The organism is Pseudomonas sp. W2Jun17 (assembly GCF_023127795.1).
Classification (GTDB): Bacteria; Pseudomonadota; Gammaproteobacteria; order Pseudomonadales; family Pseudomonadaceae; genus Aquipseudomonas; species Aquipseudomonas synxantha_A.
In genome coordinates this window covers 209,566-226,914 of record NZ_SPKO01000029.1, presented here as the reverse complement: position 1 = coordinate 226,914, position 17,349 = coordinate 209,566, and the positions used below count along the sequence as shown (strand labels likewise).

The following is a 17,349-nucleotide window of genomic DNA, read 5'->3' as shown; positions in this document are numbered from 1 at the left end:
TGGTTCAGCTCAGCTTGGTGCTGGTGCGGCGAACGATGCGGATCTTGTGGGACAGCGCAGGCTTGCGGGTCACGCTGATGGCGCGACGGGTCACCACATCAAGGGTGATGTTCCAGAAGCCGGTGCTGGGTGCGGTGATCTTGGCCGGGAATTTATCGAATGCACCGCCGTGGTAGGTATGGCGCCCGCCATTTTTGAAGCTGCGAAAGTTCGCATCGCTCATCAAGCGGATGTTGCAGGTCTGTGAGCATTCGATAACGACAATGTCTCCCTCGTTGAGGTGCTCACGCTGGTGAATGAATTTCATGCGGGTGTCTCCAGAAGGGCTTTTTCTGAAAAATCAGAACGATACGTAGGTTAAGATGGAGTTTATCAGCCCCAGCGCGTTTATTATCGGGCCGTCGTCGACGACTTCGACAATTAAAAACAGTTATTTACCGTGTTATCAGAGATAAATCCTACGTTGCTGGGAGAAATTTACCATCCTCGCTGTCGTAGGGTCTTTATCGGAGGTTTTAGTATGAAGTGGAGTGTGTTGGTGCTGGCCTTGGCAATTGCTGGGTGTGCTTCGGTTGCAGATATCAAGCAGACCCCGCCAACGTTGGTGGTCATCTCAGGGAAGAAACCGCAGGAATATGCGGCGTGTGTTGTGCGCAAACTGGAGGCGACCCGTCGGCCGCCACAGATCGAACCCCATAAAGACGGTATCCAGGTCATCGTGCCGCAGAAGTTTTCGGCGGACCCTTCTGCGATCTTCGAAATCGAAGACCGCTCCAGTGGTAGCAGTATCAAGCTCTATGAAAGCATGTCCAACGTGCCGATCCGGCCGGGCGACGTGAAGAAAGCTGGGGAAGAGTGCATTTCCGGCTGAGTCTGGTTGCGCCGGCAAGGCGTCTCACCCTACGCACTGAATCCGATAAAAAGCCCCGATCCTGCAGGATTGGGGCTTTTTTTGCCTATGCGTCCGTGCTGATCGGGCAGGGCATCCGTTAAACTGTCGTGCATTCACTATAAAGATGCCGCTCAAACCTTGGGTTCGAGCGGCATTTGTTCTTTCTGGAAAGCCCGTTATGAAACGAGAACACGTCAAAGCCCGTCAGGCCGAAGGTCAGATTTCGGCGACCCATGTCATCCAGAACCCCGCCGATCTGGGCGAGTGGATCGTATTCTTCAAGAAAAGCGGCGGCCGCAGTTACTTCCTGGTAGACGATCAGGACGAGGTCGAATCATTTGCACGCCTGGATGACCTCATCGAAATCTTGCGCGGCCTGGGTATCAAGTTTGCCGAAGTGCATCTGTAGCCCGGCGGTTTACTTGCACACCACCACCACACTGCGGCCCTTGAAATTGCCTACGTCCTGGCCCAGGGTCTTGTCGCTGTCCTTGAGGGCTGGCGTGCCGTTGGTGCCGACGATGCGGTAACCGGTGCCGGCACAAGAGGCGTCAGCTTTCTCGTAGCAACTGGCCCATGAGTTGGCCTCGCCCGAGCAGTCGATAGTCAAGCCTTGTTCGCCATTTTTCAGCAAAGTGTCGGAAGCGGTCGTGCAGCCGGCAAGTGCTAGTACCGCAGTCAGTGCCAGGATTTTTTTCATAAAAGGTCTTCGTCGAGAGGGTAGAGGGCGCTGACACTATCGTGGGGCGTTGGCGCGGATTATAGCGAACTGCCACCTGGTGTGCAGTCGCCGTTGCAAGTACTGCGCTTGCGCACCTTTGGTTAGCGTAAGTCAGCTGTTGGTGGCCGTCAGGGCACTCCCATCACCAGCACGCCGCTCCCGCTGATTGCCCCAGCTGCAGGGAGCGAGCCCGCTTGTCCCACCAGCGAAAACGTCACATCATCGCCTCCTACACTGTTGGTAATTTGGGTCAGGAATGAACCGTTGACTCGAACCGCAGAGCCTGCACGTACAAGGGCGGTACCTACGTTGGGGTTGGTCATTGTCAGGAGCCGATTATCAAACGACGACGGGATGCCTTTGTAGGTGATGGTTATCGGCGTGGTAATTCCGCTATTCGGGCATGAGTAGCTTAGCCTGCGGTTGGTGCGAATGGGCGTGGTCAGTGGATCGCTGCCGATCGCCCGCTGGTTTACGTCGCCGAAGTTGATCTCGATCGGGTTGTTATTGTTGATCGTGCAAGTCGATGGGGAGACGCCGAAGTTGTTCGCGGCGGTGTACGTGAGTACGAGCCTCGTAGTTCCCGAACTGTAATTGTTCGTTTGGTAGAGATTCAGCATGCCCAGGACATCCCCTCTTTGAACCTCGATAGGGTTGCTCGGATCGTTTCGCAGCAAGATATAGGGGGCCACACTGATGGGATACGCCGCACCGTTATTAGGCATGGTCGCGATCCGGATGTTAAACGGCACTGGAGTGTTATAAAACGCGCCGTTTATGCGTAAGCCGGTACCTTGGTTGGAAAATTTCGGACCGGGCACCCAGGGAGGGCCGGCTGGCGCCGCTGTTCCCCAAAAGTCTATGCGCGTAGGGTGAGCAGCCCAGAAGGTAAATCGGCAGTCCAGCCACGCGCCTTCAAGAATGATACGGGTGCTGTCCGAGCCGAGACTAACGTTGACGGGGACCTGCAGGTTAAGAATTCCGCCGTCGCCTACGTATTGCCATGGTCCGCCATTAACGCGGCAATCCGCTGCTCGCACGGTCGTGGTGACACTACTCAGCAGCACGAGAAGCACTATAGCTCCATAGAGTTGTTTCATTTTTGATCTCTCATTGCTCCTCTGTCCGCAGGTCGCTGCGCAGGTATACAGCCCCGTGCTGAAACCGTCCGGAAGAGAGTTAAGGGTTTGTCCATGCCGTTCTCTGCCGAGGAGCGGCTACGGATAGTCCAACGTAAAAGTAGAGGTCACCCTGTACACGCCTTGCCCGATGGTCTGGTCACTGATGGCCTGCGGCTCGCCCTGCACAAAGGCTTTAAGCGCGATCACATTGCTGCCGTCACTCAACACCTGCGCATCACTGACGGTGTTCAACGGCAGTGGCTTGTTGCTCGGCGTCTCTATGCCAACCCCGATACCCGAGGCGCCACTTCCTGCGTCCAGCGCGAGCATTCCGGGCAGCGCGGCATTTTCCCTGCCGCCAAACGTGATGGTGACGGTGGAGCCAACCGTGGTGTCGCAGTTCTCCAGGTGCAGCCTGAAATCTTTGCCCTGTGAGCGTGTGTTGATATAGAGGTGTTTGCTGGTGACGTCCCAGAGTTCCAACGTGACGGCATCGTCACCAGGACGCAGCGTGCAAGCCTCCTGAACCAGGTTGCCCTTGAAGCTCAGATTGTCCGCTGCTTGTCCCTCGCCGATCAGGCCCAGGGCCAGTATCAGCGCAGTAGACGGCCAAGCTGTATGGCGCTTGTGTCCCATTGATTCGACTCCTACTGGTATTCGGCCAACAGCGTGGCCACCGCCGTAAACCTTGCGGGCGCCAGGGTTGCCCCCGGCTGTTTGACCGGTACCACTTCCAGTAAGGGCGGTGACGACAGGATGATGTCCAGGGGTGTGTTGAGTGGAAACGGCTGGTTATTCTGGAAAACCCGAATGCCCAGCTCCGGCACGCTGGTCTGTACGGCTGAACCGTCAAACGATGTGGCGGTACCGTTGACGCTCAACTTCAGCTCCCATGGCAGGGTGTCGGTGCCACAGCTAATGGTGTAGCCGACGCCCTGGCGGTACCTCACACCGTCGACGCGCTTTATCCCGACGTCACCAAAATCGACTTCAATCGTGTTGCCGGCATCGATGGTGCAAGGCGGCGGCTCATTCAGCGTGCCGCTGAAAGTCAGGTTGGCTGATGCACCACTGCAAAGGCCGATGGAACACAAGGCGAGCAGCGCTCTCTGCGGCCAAAGGGTCATGGCTCGGTTCTCTTTATCGGTGATCGATTTCATTGGTAATCCACCACCAGAGTGGCTGCCGCATCGAATGTTCCACCGGTCAAGGTGCTGCCTGCGCGTTTGACCGGTACTGCCTGCACCACCGGAACGTTGGGATAGGTAAAGTTCACCGCCGTGTTCAAGGGCCAATCAGCGCCATTGACGAACAGCTTCACGCCAAGATCCGGTTTGCGGGTCACGAGCACGCGATTGTCAAACGCGGCACTCGTGCCCTTGAGTTCCAGTGTCAACGCATTGCTGAAAGGGGAGGCGCAGGTGACGGTGTAGGGCACATCTCGACGGTAGTTGACGCCGTCAATCCGAGAGGTCAGCAGGTCATTGCCAAAAGGCACGTTGAGCGTGCTTCCGCTGTTGATGACACACGGGGGCGGCGCGATGATGACCGCTCGGATGGTCAGGTTGGTATCGGCCTGAACCCCCTGGCTGAGCGCCAATAGCAGGTTGCTCGCGATAAATACAGCCCACGAACCGTTTGATTTAGCCATTGCTCTGCTCTTACTCATAATTGAGCCTGAAATCCACCACGGCGCGGAATGCCCCGCTGGACAGTGGCGCGGAGGTGCGAGTGGGCCGGACGTTCCAGGTTTTGGTGTTGCCGCCCAGGGGCAAGAACAGCGGTTCGCCCCTCGATCCCAGTTGTACATCCCGCCCAAGCGAGTCGGTCAGCTGCAGGCCCATCCCGGTGATGCCTTGCACTTTGACCAGCCGTGAATCATCGGCATCCGCAGGCGCAAGGAATGCGACCGATAGCACCGGCTGAAAGGCACTCCACGTAAGATTGCCGGTGCGTTCACTGCGGATGCTGCCAGCGGTGCGATTGCAATCGGTAAAGCGCAACTGGAACGCCACCTGGTTTGCCTGATCGCCGGGCCGGCGTAACTGGCTGGTGGATACCACGCCCAGGTCAATGGTTTGATGCAGCGAGTTCATTTCCAGGCTGCAAGGTGTTTCATGCATGGACCCGGAAATATTCAGCACGCCATTCATACCCTCGACATCCGCGGCCTGCGCACTCCCCCAACAGGCCAGTAACAGGCCGCTCAGTACCTTCATATAGTGCGGTTTCATGGCTTACTCCGGCGGCAGACTTACTGGTTAGGCGGTGCTGCTTGCAGGTTCACCTTGCAAGTCTCACCGCTGCAGGAGAAGGCCAGCAGTGGGCGTGCGCCGTAATCATTGACGTAGGCAAGATGAGGCGTGGAACCGAGGGCTTTGACCGTCGGGCCTAACGTCACAGCACCTTTGGGCGGGACCATCAGCGGCTCGAAGCCCGCGACGGTCTTGCCGTCCTTGCTGCTACGTGCGTCCACCAGCGTCACGTAGTAAGGCGTCGGGTTATTGACTTGATAACGCTCGCCTTGTCGGGTAAGGGTCAGGCGCTCCTGCCAGGGGTTGGAAACTTCTTGTTGGCTGGGCGCGATGGCTTGTGGTCGGTAGAACAATTTGATACGGGTCTGCAACGCGATTTGCAACGTGTTGGCCTTATCGGTGCGAGGTGGAATTTCCCGCAGGTTGAAGTAATAGACCGTCTCCCGGTCTTGGGGCAGGGACTTGGCTGCCGGTAACGCCTGGACCTTCACTTGGCTTTGTTTGCCGGGTTCTACGCGCTGCACCGGTGGCAACACGATCAAGGGTGTGGTGATCTTCTGGCCTTGCTCATCCTCGATCCAGCCTTGGGCCAGATAAGGCAGCTGGGTGTTGTTATTGGTGATGCTCACGCTGGTGGCATCCTTGCCACCATCAAAAATCACCCGGGTACGGTCCAGGCCAATCGCTGCGGTGGCGTTTTGGCTCAGGCTGAGCGCCAGCAGTGTGAGGGTCGAGAGTGTGATGCGTATGTTCAATGTCATGATGATGTAGTCTCCGGGGCGGTGTGCTTGCCGGTCAGCTCTGCCGGCGCGGACAAGGGTTGATCGGTGACTGCCATCCGGCAGTCCAGTTGCAGTGCGTTGGTCAGGCCATCCGCAGGCAAAACGACGGGTAAGGTGAGGGTGCATTGCTCGCGGCCGCTCCAACTGACGACCATCTGCTCGCCTGGCTGGATACCGCTCAGGTAGACATTGCCGCCGTCATTCACAATCCCGGTGTCCTGCTGTTTTGTGTTTTTGACCATTGCACCGAAGGGCGGCGCACTGCCATCCGGCAGACGCAGGACAGCCATGGCTTTCTCACCGGAAATGAGTTCCAGGGCGCGATAACCGATGGCCCCTTCCGTGAGCGTCAGTTGGGTGACCGACTGGGTGGCTTCGACATTGCTCGGCAAGCGTTCCAGGTCGACACTGGCGGCCGTACGCTGGTAGCTGCTCAAATCGGAAATGACGGCCTTGCCAAACGCATTACTGCGGGTTGGCGTGCCGTAACCGCGCACCGGCACATCAGCAACACCGCCGGTATCGACCATCAGGCGGGTCCCGCCCATGCTGTTGGTACGATGCAGCGCTGCCCCGTGAGGCGTGAGCGTGCCACCGCCGCGAGCTGACATGCTGAGGCTGGTGTAGTTGCCTTGCTGTCGACTGGCAGCAAGCGTCAAGTCAGCCTGGTCACCCGCATGGCTCAGATAGCCGCTGGCCGAATTGTCGCTCGCACTGAGTTGGTAACTGTTGCGCTCATCAATGCGATCACTGTAGCGGGTTGAAAACCCGTTTTTGCCCGCGGTTCTGTTAGCGTCCAACGATAGTGTGCCGCTGCGCCCCAGTGGCACACTGACCGTCAGCGCCATACCGTTATCCTTATAGTTGTAATCCTGAGTGCGGTACACGTTCAAAGACAGGCTCATGTTTTTGACGGTGCCAATATTGAGATAACGTGACAGCGTCAAGTTCCAGCGTTGAGTCGCCGGTCGGGTCCAATAAGTTTGTTTGTTGTAACTGGCGTAGACAGTGGCGCCCAAGTCTCGAAACTGCTTATTTACAGTGGCTGTATAAAGCGCCTTGCTGCCACCCACAGGCTTCCATCCACCCGTGTATTGACCGTGCTCATCGTATTTTTCGCGCCCAGCCAGTTCGCCGTTCATTCCGTAGTGACGAGCATCCAAGTATTCACTCATGCTCAAGAAGTTCTTGTCGGAGAACCGGTAGCCGGCAAAGGTTACTTGGCTGTCGTATTGTTCAAAGTTCTTGGAATATTGCAGGCGCAAGGATTTACCGGACAGCGTTTCATTCCACACGTTGGCGTGGGACTGGGTAACATCCAGCGAGAGGGCGCCCAAAGCCAAAAGGTCACGTCCCGCCCCAATCGTTGCCGCCCGGTAGTACTTATCCGTTATAGCGCCGCCAAACAGCGACCAGCCGTTGCTGACCCCCCACGAAAACTCGCCCGTGCCAAAGAGATTACCGTCAGCGCCGTACTGAAGACTGGAAGGGCGACCAGTTGCCAGTTTGTATCGAACCTGCCCGGGGCGCGTGAGGTAGGGCACACCAGCAGTGTTGAGCTTGAAAGTCTGCACCGAGCCGTCCTGCTCCTCGACGCGCACATCCAGCGTGCCGGCGACGGCATCATTAAGATCCTGAATGCGAAATGGGCCGGCTGCCACCAGGGTTTCATACAGCACGCGCCCTTGCTGGCTGACTACCACCCTGGCATTGGTTTTGGCCACCCCGAGCACTTCAGGGGCGTAACCGCGCAAATTAGGTGGCAACTGGCTTTCGTCCGAGTTGAGCGCCGCCCCGGTAAAACGGAAGCTGTCAAACAGATCCGAATACAGGTAGTTCTCTCCCACCAACAGGCGCGCCTTCAGCGCAGGTATCGCGCGATAAGCGTAGTAACGACTCCATTCCAGTTTTTGCTCCCCGGCAGATCTGTCCCTCGCGCTGTCGACACGCCCCTGCCAATCGGCACGCAGGCGCCAAGCCCCGGCATTGGCACCCACGGTGCCATTACCACTGAGGTGATTGCGGGTACGCTCGTTTTTTTGAGCGTTGGACTGCGCCGTCATGTTGTAGTCAATCAAAAGCCCTGGCACCCCTTCATCCCAGCGTGCGGGTGGGTCCCAATTGATCGCGCTGTATTCAAGGTAGGCGTGGGGGAGGTTGATGCTCAGCGTGGAGGTCGCCAGATCCGCGCTGACCTCCGTACCTGGCAGGCTGTGAATGTCCAGGCACTCGCTACCTTTCCACCAGGTCAGGCTGGCCGCTTCGGATGCCTTCAGGCCCAGTTGTTCCACCAGGTCAACTGACAAACACGCCTGGCTTCCTTTGGGGTCATCCTCGGGCGGGTAAAATGCCACCGATTGCTCGGAAACAGGCTGGCCATTTATCTGTACAAGCATCGTGTAGGTGCCGGGCAAAATGAACCCGCTGCGTGCAAATCGAGACAAATCGATATTGGTGCGATCATTGAGATCAAGAACGTCCGTATTGAATTCGATATCACCGCCGGCCCATGCAGTTCCTGCCAGTGACATCAGCCCGCCAACCAGACTCGGACGCAGCTTGTTTTTGATCTTCGACGCATTCAGCATGAAAGCAACCCATCAATGTTCAAAAGTATTCCAACTTGAACCGCACGGCGACGCGATGTGCGCCAGGTGCCAGCGGCAGCCCGTTACCCACCAGCCGCAGCGTGTAGTGAAGTGTCATGTCACCTTCCGCCAAGGGGTGCGGCGCCATCTGCTCACCCGGAACACTCTCCTGGCCGGCCGAATCCCAAATATGGAAGGCGATCCCCTGTGAATCACCAAAGGCGGCAAAGGAGCGGCCTTCTCTGTCACGAGGGCCGTCAAACGTGACGCGCAGATGTTGCCAATCAGGCAACGTCGCCCCTGGGCGATGTGGGTCGGGACGGGTCAGCGAGCAATTGACCAGGCGCAACTCGAAAGGGTGAGGCTCTCCCAACGCATTGCGTAAAAGCCGACCTATGGGTTCGGGCGTCATTTCAATGGATTGATCAGCACTGGTCAGCTCCAACCCGCAAGCCGAGTCAACGACTTCTCCGCCCAGCGTGACCACACCCTCGCCCTGTGCAAGCGTCTGCGCAAAAACGTAAGGGCTGATGAGCATCGCCAGCGACGAGGTGATCGCTAGACTTATGAATGTTTTCACCGCTATCTCCACCAGCCCCCCGCCACCGAAAGTGGCGGGGGGAAAACTTACTGATAAGCCAAGGTGAAATTAGTGACTGCACTGAAATCGCCCGGGACGATGTCGCCGGTAGCAGCGCCTTGAACATAGGCGCCGAACTCCAGGGTGTTATCACCGGTAGAAATGGCCTGGGGCACCGTCGCCACACCGAGCTGAACAGGACTGCCGCCATGGGTCATCATGATGCCCACGCGGCCTGCACTACCGACGGTGCCGATCGCCCCAGGGACGTCGGTTGACGGCGCCGCGGTAAAGGTTGTGGTCACGGTGTTGTCGGTGAGGCCCGCCAGGTCACAGCCTTCAAGCTCTATCAGCACACGGCGGGCTTCAGACTTTCCGCCTGCCTGCAATTGATGCTTTGCGATTGCGCCCAGGTGAACGCTCTGATCTACGGATTCAGGCTTGATGGAGCAGGCCCCCGAGTGGACCGATCCCAGAAAGGTAATGGTCCCATCTGCCGCGTTAGCTCCAGAAATCGAGCCCGCGAACAGCCCGAGGGTAAACAGCGCAGTTTTGAACTTGGTTTTCATTTGCAGATGCCCGCATAAAAATGTCATTGAAGAGCCCCGTCACCATTGCGAGCGGGACTGACTGTTTCACCCCAAACGTAGCTCCCGGAACGCCGGCCAGTCGTCGGCCGAGTCGGCTGTTGAATAATCACAGTTTCCAACTAGTTGTATTGCAATTCACGGGTACGATCGAAGTGGAAGTGATTGTGCTGTTTTGCCATGAGAAAGTAAGTCGGCACATTCCGTTAGTTGTGTAGCTACACGGTGTAAGGATATATAGGAAGGATATGGCGATTTGCCAAAAAGCTGATTTTGACTGTAGGAAATGAGCCACGCTCTAATAAATAAGAATATGTTAGTTGGGGCTGCGGATGTAAGAATGGGATTACGCGAACTAAAAAACAATAGTTAATTACGAAGCGAAACAACTAAGTGTCGAGGGCGGAGAGGTCGCACGGCGCCGACAAATACAGGCGTCCAAAAAAAAGCCCCGTCGACCGGGGCTTTTTTGTGGCGGTGTGGCGAGGCTTACTTGTTTTTCGGACGTTTGCTCGACGCGTGGCCTGCTTCATCCACAAACACTTCAGCTACGGCAATCGCCTGGCTCTCGGTCGCAAATGTTCCGGCAACGCTGTCGCCGTGAAAATTGATCAAGTGCCAGCCGTCTGCACGCTGCGTGATCAGGTAGCCGTTTACACCTTTGGGTTCTGACATCTATTGGCAATCTCGTGGTCTGATTCAAGGCGGCCATGATACCTCCAAACGGCTGAGGGGGGCGCAAGTTGTTGCAGGTCAGTGCCAGGCGGCGAAAAGCGTGCTAAAACCATTGCAGCCCTTTTAAATAAAGGGGGGCGGGTGTGTTTCGTCTGATCGTGGGCAACCCCTTTGCAAGATCAGCGGAACTTACGCCGACATTTTTTCTCTATGATGACATCGCAACGCCAGCAGGACCCATTGTAAGGTGACTGCGGCCTGATTAGACTGCGCCGAATTCCGTACGCACAGCCCTTTGTAAGGACTCATATGATCAAGAAATGCTTGTTCCCAGCAGCCGGTTACGGCACTCGCTTCTTGCCAGCGACCAAAGCCATGCCCAAAGAGATGCTGCCGGTGGTGAACAAGCCACTGATTCAGTACGGTGTGGAAGAAGCCCTGGATGCCGGCCTGAACGAGATCTCCATCGTTACCGGCCGCGGCAAACGCGCCCTGGAAGACCACTTCGACATCAGCTATGAGCTGGAAAACCAGATCAAAGGCACCGACAAGGAAAAATACCTGGTCGGTATCCGTAAATTGCTCGACGAGTGCTCGTTCTCCTACACCCGTCAGACTCAAATGAAAGGCCTCGGCCACGCTATCCTTACCGGTCGCCCGCTGATCGGTGACGAACCGTTCGCCGTGGTTCTGGCGGATGACCTGTGTGTGAACCTGGAAGGTGATGGTGTGCTGACCCAGATGGTCAAGCTCTACCAGAAATACCGCTGCACCATCGTTGCGGTGATGGAAGTCAACCCAACCGAAACCAACAAGTACGGTGTTATCGCCGGCGACGATATTGGCGATGGCTTGATCCGCGTGCGTGACATGGTCGAGAAGCCAGCGCCGGAAGATGCTCCGTCGAACCTGGCGATCATCGGTCGTTACATCCTCACCCCGGACATCTTCAAACTGATCGAAGAAACCGAGCCGGGCAAGGGTGGCGAAATCCAGATCACCGATGCGCTATTGAAGCAAGCCAAAGACGGTTGCGTAATTGCCTACAAGTTCAAAGGGCAGCGTTTTGACTGCGGTGGCGCCGAAGGCTACATCGAAGCAACCAACTTCTGCTACGAGCACTTCTACAAGACTGGCAAGGCCTACTGATTCACGCTTGCCGCACTGTTTCAAGAGAAAGCCACCTTCGGGTGGCTTTTTCGTTTTTCAGCCCCATGTAAGTCGGTATGCTGGTGTTCTGCCGAGGAGAGTGAAATGGCCTACGATTTTGACCTGTATGTAATTGGCGCCGGTTCCGGCGGTGTTCGTGCGGCGCGCTTTGCCGCAGGCTTCGGTGCCAAGGTGGCCGTTGCGGAAAGCCGCTATCTGGGCGGCACCTGTGTGAACGTCGGCTGCGTGCCGAAAAAGCTGTTGGTGTACGGCGCGCATTTTGCCGAAGACTTCGAGCAAGCCAGTGGTTTCGGTTGGTCATTGGGCGAAGCGAACTTTGACTGGGCAACCCTGATTGCCAACAAGGATCGCGAGATCAACCGTCTTAATGGCATCTATCGCAACCTGCTGGTCAACAGCGGGGTGACCCTGCATGAAGGCCATGCGCGTCTGGTAGATGCGCATCAGGTAGAGATCAACGGCGAGCGCTTTACTGCCAGGCACATCCTGATCGCTACCGGCGGCTGGCCGCAGATCCCGGAAATTCCAGGGCGTGAACACGCGATCGGTTCCAATGAGGCGTTCTTTCTTAAAGAGCTACCCAAGCGCGTACTGGTGGTGGGTGGTGGTTACATTGCAGTGGAATTCGCCGGAATTTTCCATGGTTTGGGTGCCAACACCACCTTGCTGTATCGCGGTGACTTGTTCTTGCGCGGTTTCGACGGTTCGGTGCGCACCCATCTGAAGGAAGAACTGACCAAGCGCGGGCTGGACCTGCAGTTCAATGCCGATATCGAGCGCATCGACAAGCAAGCCGACGGTAGCCTCAAGGCCACCTTGAAGGATGGCCGCGTGCTGGAAGCCGACTGTGTGTTCTATGCTACCGGCCGCCGCCCGATGCTCGACAACCTGGGGCTGGAAAATACCGGTGTGAAGTTGGACGAGCGCGGCTTCGTTGAGGTGGACGATCTTTACCAGACCGCCGAACCATCGATCCTGGCCATTGGCGATGTGATTGGTCGGGTGCAACTGACGCCGGTCGCCCTGGCTGAAGGCATGGCCGTGGCGCGGCGCCTGTTCAAGCCTGAGCAGTACCGTGCGGTGGATTACGCCAACATCGCAACGGCGGTGTTCAGCCTGCCGAATATCGGCACCGTCGGGCTGACGGAAGAAGACGCGCGCAAGCAAGGTCACAAGGTGCAGATCTTTGAAAGCCGTTTCCGGCCTATGAAGCTGACCTTGACCGACTGCCAGGAAAAGACCCTGATGAAACTGGTGGTCGATGCCGACACCGACAAGGTCTTGGGCTGCCACATGGTCGGTCCGGATGCAGGCGAAATCGTGCAGGGGCTGGCGATCGCGCTCAAGGCGGGCGCGACCAAACAGCATTTCGACGAGACCATCGGCGTGCACCCGACGGCGGCCGAAGAGTTCGTCACCATGCGCACGCCTGTGGCCGATTGATCAGGATGGTTGTGCTGTCTCTGGCGCCGCTGCAACGGCGGCGGCCAGGCGCAGCGCGTCGATGCTGGCCTGGGCCTTGATCAGGTCCAGTTCCAGTGCCTTGTTGCGCTGCTGATTTTCAAGTAGCGCCTCCTGGCGTGCCTGACTGTCCAGTGCTGCAACCCGCAGGCGCTCCTGAAGCAGGGCGCGCTCGCTGTCGATCTTGCTCAGATGCTCATTGAGCTTGAGTTGTGCGGCCTGATCCTTGCGGGTCTGATCCTGCAATGCGTTCAGTTCCTTGGTGGTCACTCGCTGCTCAATCAGCAGGCGTTCATTATCGCGATGCAGTTGGGTGATTTCATCCTGGCGTACGAGTGCGCTTTGCTGAGCCTGGCGCAATTCGGCTTGAACCTGCTGCAGCTGGCCTTCATGGCGACGCTGCTCTTGCTCGCGCTGTTCCTTTATCGCGTTGCGGTAATGCTCAAGCGCGTCGCGTGCGTGCAGGTGTTTCTCTTCCAGTGAGCGAATCTGTTCGTCCTTGTCGTTGATCCGCAACTCGTAATCACTGCACGCCTGGCTCAACCCGGCGTTACGGGTTTGCTCGGTTTGCAGGCTGGTGCTGACGGTTTGCAGCGCAGCGCTTTCTTCCGCCAGGGCTGCGGCCTGGATATCAAATTGCTGCTTGAGCTGAGTGTGTGCCTCTTCAAGCGCCTCAACCTGGGCGAGCAGGGCGGTTTTCTGCTGTTCAAATTGCGCCAGCGCCAAGTCAATCGGCTCCTGAGCCTTCTCTTTCAGGCGCTGGGCCAGACGTGCAACCAGCTCGCCTAGCTCGTCGTCAATCGGCGCCTCGGTAATGGTCAGCCGGGTTTCACTTTCGTCCAGCTCCTTCAAATAGCGATGAATAGTGGTTTTGGAACCGGTATTACCCATCTCGATCCGTACTGCGTCGATGCTGGGGTTTTCGCCGCGGGCAAGGATTGCCAAGCGTGCCGTTTGAACTACTGCTTTGTTTATGCCGCCGCGAGCCATGGAGTCTCCGTCGATTTAGTACTGTGGTACATGGTATGTATATACATACTTTAGCACGTATAAAAAATCGTTGAAATTCATGATTTAACAGATGGGATATTGGCGTATTATCCCGTGTCATAACGGTTTTAACCGCCACTTCCCCTGCCGGCAGTACGAAACGACACCCATGAGCGAGCTGGATCGATATCTCAACGCTGCGACCCGAGACAACACGCGCCGCAGCTACCGTGCGGCGATCGAGCACTTCGAAGTGAGTTGGGGAGGGTTTCTGCCGGCCACCAGCGACAGCGTGGCGCGTTATCTGGTGGCGCACGCCGGAGTGTTGGCGGTGAACACCTTGAAACTGCGGCTTTCGGCACTGGCGCAGTGGCATACCAGCCAGGGCTTTGCCGATCCGACGAAAGCGCCCGTGGTGCGCAAGGTGCTCAAGGGGATTCGTGCCGTGCATCCAGCGCGCGAGCGGCAGGCAGAGCCTTTGCAGCTACAGCATCTTGAGCAGGTCGTCACTTCACTGGCGCTTGAAGCAAGCCAGGCCAGCGAAAACCAGGACCAGCCCCGATTGCTGCGCGCCAAGCGTGACACTGCGCTGGTCCTGCTGGGCTTTTGGCGGGGGTTTCGCAGTGATGAGCTGGTCCGATTAAGCATTGAGCACGTCCAGGCTGTGCCCGGCGCCGGGATCAGCCTGTACCTACCGCGTAGCAAAGGCGATCGGGAAAACCTGGGCAAGACATACCAGACGCCAGCGCTGCTGCGCCTGTGCCCGGTGCAAGCTTACAGCGACTGGCTCAGCGCCTCGGCGCTGGTTCGCGGCCCGGTCTTTCGCGGCATCGACCGTTGGGGCAACCTGGGCGAGGAGGGGCTGCATCCCAATAGTGTCATCCCATTATTGCGCCAGGCCCTGGAACGTGCAGGCATCCCCGCCGAGCAATACACCAGCCACTCCCTGCGGCGCGGCTTTGCCACCTGGGCCCATCGCAGTGGCTGGGACTTGAAGTCGCTGATGAGTTACGTCGGGTGGAACGACATGAAATCCGCCATGCGCTATGTTGAAGCGACGCCGTTTCTCGGCATGACCTTGGCCACCCAGCCGCTGATTTGAAATTTCTTCTATTAATACCGCCACTTGATAGAGAAAGCCAATCATCAGCATCAGGTTTGCCAATGGGCCATCGACCGAAAGAGTCGGTAGGATTCATCTCATCAACTTCTTAACCCCTGACGGAGAGTCAACGATGCCTATCATCAACAGCCAAGTAAAACCGTTTAAAGCCACCGCTTTCAAAAACGGCAGCTTCCTGGATGTGACCGACGCTGACCTGAAAGGCAAGTGGTCGGTAGTATTCTTCTACCCAGCCGACTTTACCTTCGTTTGCCCAACCGAACTGGAAGACCTGGCTGACAACTACGCCGAATTCCAGAAGCTGGGCGTCGAAATCTACAGCGTGTCCACAGACACCCATTTTGCCCACGCTGCCTGGCACAACACTTCGCCAGCCATCGGCAAAATCCAGTACACCATGATCGGTGACCCAACCCTGACCATCTCCCGCAACTTCGACGTACTGATCGAAGAAGCCGGCTTGGCAGACCGCGGTACTTTCGTGATCAACCCGGAAGGTCAGATCAAGATCGTTGAACTGAACGACGGCGGTGTTGGCCGTGACGCTTCCGAGCTACTGCGCAAGATCAAGGCTGCTCAATACGTCGCTGCCCACCCAGGCGAAGTGTGCCCAGCCAAGTGGAAAGAAGGCGAGGCTACCTTGGCTCCGTCCCTGGACCTGGTCGGCAAGATCTAAGTCTGTGAAGACGTATCAAGGGCGGGAATCCGCACTTAAGTAAGCTGCATCCGCCCTCAAAACGCCCGGGCGAGATTCGCTCGGGCGTTTTTTTGTCTGCAATAAACCGAATGAACAGGAAATCGCCCGTATGTTGGACGCCAATCTTAAAGCTCAGTTGAAGTCATACCTGGAACGGGTCACCCAGCCGATCGAGATCGTCGCCTCCCTCGACGACGGCGCGAAATCCCAGGAAATGCTTGCTCTTTTACAGGACGTCATCAGCCTCACCACGCTGATTACCCTGAAAACCGATGGCGATGATGCGCGCCGGCCATCGTTCTCCATCAACCGCCCGGGTGCCGATATCAGCCTGCGCTTCGCCGGCATCCCCATGGGTCATGAATTCACTTCGCTGGTGCTGGCTCTGTTGCAAGTCGGTGGCCACCCGTCGAAGGCCAGTGTCGAAGTGATTGAACAGATCCGCGCCCTTAAAGGTGAGTTCAGCTTCGAGACATACTTTTCGCTGTCGTGCCAGAACTGCCCGGACGTGGTCCAGGCCCTGAACCTGATGGCGGTGCTGAACCCCAATATCCGTCATGTGGCCATCGACGGCGCGCTGTTCCAGGCCGAAGTCGACGAACGCCAGATCATGGCGGTGCCCAGTGTCTACTTGAATGGAGTGAACTTCGGCCAGGGCCGCATGGGCCTGGAAGAAATTCTTGCCAAGCTCGACACTAGCGGCCTCGAAAAAGCCGCCGAGAAAATCAGTGCCAAAGAGGCGTTCGATGTATTGGTTGTCGGCGGCGGCCCAGCCGGTTCCTCGGCGGCCATCTACGCAGCCCGTAAAGGTATCCGTACCGGTGTAGCGGCGGAACGTTTTGGTGGCCAGGTGCTAGACACCATGTCCATCGAGAACTTTATCTCGGTACAGGAAACCGAAGGGCCGAAACTGGCCAGTGCGTTGGAAGCGCATGTGCGTCAGTACGACGTGGACATCATGAACCTGCAGCGCGCCAGCAGCCTGGTGCCGGCGAAAAATGCCGGTGAGTTGCATGAGATTCGCTTCGAAAGCGGTGCGACCCTCAAGTCCAAGACCGTTATCCTGGCCACTGGCGCCCGCTGGAGAGAGATGGGTGTGCCGGGCGAGCAGGAATACAAGGCCAAGGGCGTGTGCTTCTGCCCGCACTGCGATGGGCCGCTGTTCAAGGGCAAGCGCGTTGCGGTGATCGGCGGCGGTAACTCCGGTGTGGAAGCGGCTATTGATCTGGCCGGGATCGTCAACCATGTCACGTTGCTGGAGTTTGACAGCAAGTTGCGCGCCGATGCGGTGCTGCAACGCAAGCTTTACAGCTTGCCGAACGTGGATGTGATTACCAGCGCGCTGACCAGCGAAGTCAAAGGCGATGGTCAGAAAGTCACCGGCCTTGCCTACAAGGATCGCGACAGTGGTGAGTTCAAGACTATCGACCTGGAAGGTATCTTCGTGCAGATCGGTTTGTTGCCCAACACCGACTGGCTCAAAGGCACGGTGGAGCTGACGCCGCGCGGCGAGATCATCGTGGATGCCCGTGGCGAGACGTCACTGCCGGGTGTATTTGCGGCCGGTGACGTCACTACCGTGCCCTACAAGCAGATCGTCATTGCGGTGGGCGAGGGTGCCAAGGCCTCCCTGAGTGCATTCGATCACTTGATTCGCACATCAGCCCCGGCATAAGTGACACGCGAAAAACCAAAAAAGCCCCATGA

The 17,349-nt window shown here is 57.4% G+C and carries 20 protein-coding genes; 7 read left to right on the top strand and 13 right to left on the bottom strand.

Going from position 1 to position 17,349, the window contains the following annotated elements; translation table 11 throughout:
- Positions 1-4: 4 nt before the first annotated feature.
- A complete protein-coding gene (locus tag E4O98_RS18100; protein ID WP_003173824.1) occupies positions 5-307 on the bottom strand; it encodes a DUF1883 domain-containing protein in 303 nt (100 codons plus the stop codon).
- Between the two features lie 213 nt (positions 308-520).
- Here E4O98_RS18100 and E4O98_RS18095 point away from each other — a divergent pair, with 213 nt between their 5' ends.
- Positions 521-871: a hypothetical protein gene (locus tag E4O98_RS18095; protein WP_005788197.1), complete on the top strand. Its 351-nt coding sequence runs from the start codon at positions 521-523 to the stop codon at positions 869-871.
- 199 nt (positions 872-1,070) lie between these two features.
- A complete protein-coding gene (locus E4O98_RS18090; protein ID WP_032875489.1) occupies positions 1,071-1,301 on the top strand; it encodes a hypothetical protein in 231 nt (76 codons plus the stop codon).
- Between the two features lie 9 nt (positions 1,302-1,310).
- On the opposite strand, the gene E4O98_RS18085 is transcribed toward E4O98_RS18090, so the two are convergent.
- From E4O98_RS18085 to E4O98_RS18035, 11 genes are all read right to left on the bottom strand, one after another.
- Positions 1,311-1,592, bottom strand: a complete 282-nt coding sequence (locus tag E4O98_RS18085; RefSeq protein ID WP_032875487.1) for a hypothetical protein — start codon at positions 1,590-1,592, stop codon at positions 1,311-1,313.
- A gap of 149 nt (positions 1,593-1,741) precedes the next feature.
- On the bottom strand, positions 1,742-2,713 hold the full coding sequence (locus E4O98_RS18080; protein WP_032875484.1) for a fimbrial protein: 972 nt from the start codon (positions 2,711-2,713) through the stop codon (positions 1,742-1,744).
- Between the two features lie 117 nt (positions 2,714-2,830).
- Positions 2,831-3,370: a fimbrial protein gene (locus E4O98_RS18075; RefSeq protein WP_103735139.1), complete on the bottom strand. Its 540-nt coding sequence runs from the start codon at positions 3,368-3,370 to the stop codon at positions 2,831-2,833.
- An 11-nt stretch (positions 3,371-3,381) separates the two neighbouring features.
- Entirely contained in the window at positions 3,382-3,861 is a 480-nt protein-coding gene (locus tag E4O98_RS18070; RefSeq protein WP_248135964.1) for a fimbrial protein, read from the bottom strand.
- A 29-nt stretch (positions 3,862-3,890) separates the two neighbouring features.
- The gene (locus E4O98_RS18065; RefSeq protein WP_032875478.1) at positions 3,891-4,385 is read right to left on the bottom strand and encodes a fimbrial protein; all 495 of its coding nucleotides are present in this window, start codon (positions 4,383-4,385) and stop codon (positions 3,891-3,893) included.
- A gap of 10 nt (positions 4,386-4,395) precedes the next feature.
- Positions 4,396-4,968, bottom strand: a complete 573-nt coding sequence (locus tag E4O98_RS18060; RefSeq protein WP_032875475.1) for a fimbrial protein — start codon at positions 4,966-4,968, stop codon at positions 4,396-4,398.
- A gap of 20 nt (positions 4,969-4,988) precedes the next feature.
- Entirely contained in the window at positions 4,989-5,750 is a 762-nt protein-coding gene (locus E4O98_RS18055) for a fimbria/pilus periplasmic chaperone (protein ID WP_103735141.1), read from the bottom strand.
- The gene (locus E4O98_RS18050) at positions 5,747-8,359 is read right to left on the bottom strand and encodes an outer membrane usher protein (protein ID WP_081883267.1); all 2,613 of its coding nucleotides are present in this window, start codon (positions 8,357-8,359) and stop codon (positions 5,747-5,749) included. Before E4O98_RS18050 ends, E4O98_RS18055 begins: the two co-directional genes overlap by 4 nt.
- Before the next feature lie 19 nt (positions 8,360-8,378).
- Positions 8,379-8,939, bottom strand: coding sequence for a fimbrial protein (locus E4O98_RS18045; protein ID WP_032875469.1), 561 nt, complete (start codon positions 8,937-8,939; stop codon positions 8,379-8,381).
- A gap of 47 nt (positions 8,940-8,986) precedes the next feature.
- Positions 8,987-9,508: a fimbrial protein gene (locus tag E4O98_RS18040; RefSeq protein WP_032875466.1), complete on the bottom strand. Its 522-nt coding sequence runs from the start codon at positions 9,506-9,508 to the stop codon at positions 8,987-8,989.
- A 507-nt stretch (positions 9,509-10,015) separates the two neighbouring features.
- On the bottom strand, positions 10,016-10,201 hold the full coding sequence (locus E4O98_RS18035; protein WP_032875460.1) for a hypothetical protein: 186 nt from the start codon (positions 10,199-10,201) through the stop codon (positions 10,016-10,018).
- 309 nt (positions 10,202-10,510) lie between these two features.
- Between E4O98_RS18035 and galU the strand changes: the two genes are divergently transcribed.
- Positions 10,511-11,350 (top strand): UTP--glucose-1-phosphate uridylyltransferase GalU, encoded by an 840-nt coding sequence (gene galU / locus E4O98_RS18030; protein ID WP_003173830.1) that lies wholly within the window; start codon positions 10,511-10,513, stop codon positions 11,348-11,350.
- A 105-nt stretch (positions 11,351-11,455) separates the two neighbouring features.
- Complete coding sequence (gene gorA / locus E4O98_RS18025) at positions 11,456-12,814, top strand: glutathione-disulfide reductase (protein ID WP_078821335.1); 1,359 nt, start codon at positions 11,456-11,458, stop codon at positions 12,812-12,814.
- Here gorA and E4O98_RS18020 read toward each other — a convergent pair whose 3' ends face one another.
- Positions 12,815-13,822 (bottom strand): DNA-binding protein, encoded by a 1,008-nt coding sequence (locus E4O98_RS18020; protein WP_228308379.1) that lies wholly within the window; start codon positions 13,820-13,822, stop codon positions 12,815-12,817.
- Between the two features lie 169 nt (positions 13,823-13,991).
- Between E4O98_RS18020 and E4O98_RS18015 the strand changes: the two genes are divergently transcribed.
- The 3 genes from E4O98_RS18015 to ahpF all read left to right on the top strand — a co-directional run bounded on the left by E4O98_RS18015 (position 13,992) and on the right by ahpF (position 17,317).
- Positions 13,992-14,924: a site-specific integrase gene (locus E4O98_RS18015; RefSeq protein ID WP_228308378.1), complete on the top strand. Its 933-nt coding sequence runs from the start codon at positions 13,992-13,994 to the stop codon at positions 14,922-14,924.
- Between the two features lie 133 nt (positions 14,925-15,057).
- On the top strand, positions 15,058-15,621 hold the full coding sequence (gene ahpC / locus E4O98_RS18010) for an alkyl hydroperoxide reductase subunit C (RefSeq protein WP_005788226.1): 564 nt from the start codon (positions 15,058-15,060) through the stop codon (positions 15,619-15,621).
- 130 nt (positions 15,622-15,751) lie between these two features.
- Entirely contained in the window at positions 15,752-17,317 is a 1,566-nt protein-coding gene (ahpF, locus tag E4O98_RS18005; RefSeq protein WP_032875448.1) for an alkyl hydroperoxide reductase subunit F, read from the top strand.
- The last annotated feature ends 32 nt before the right edge of the window (positions 17,318-17,349 follow it).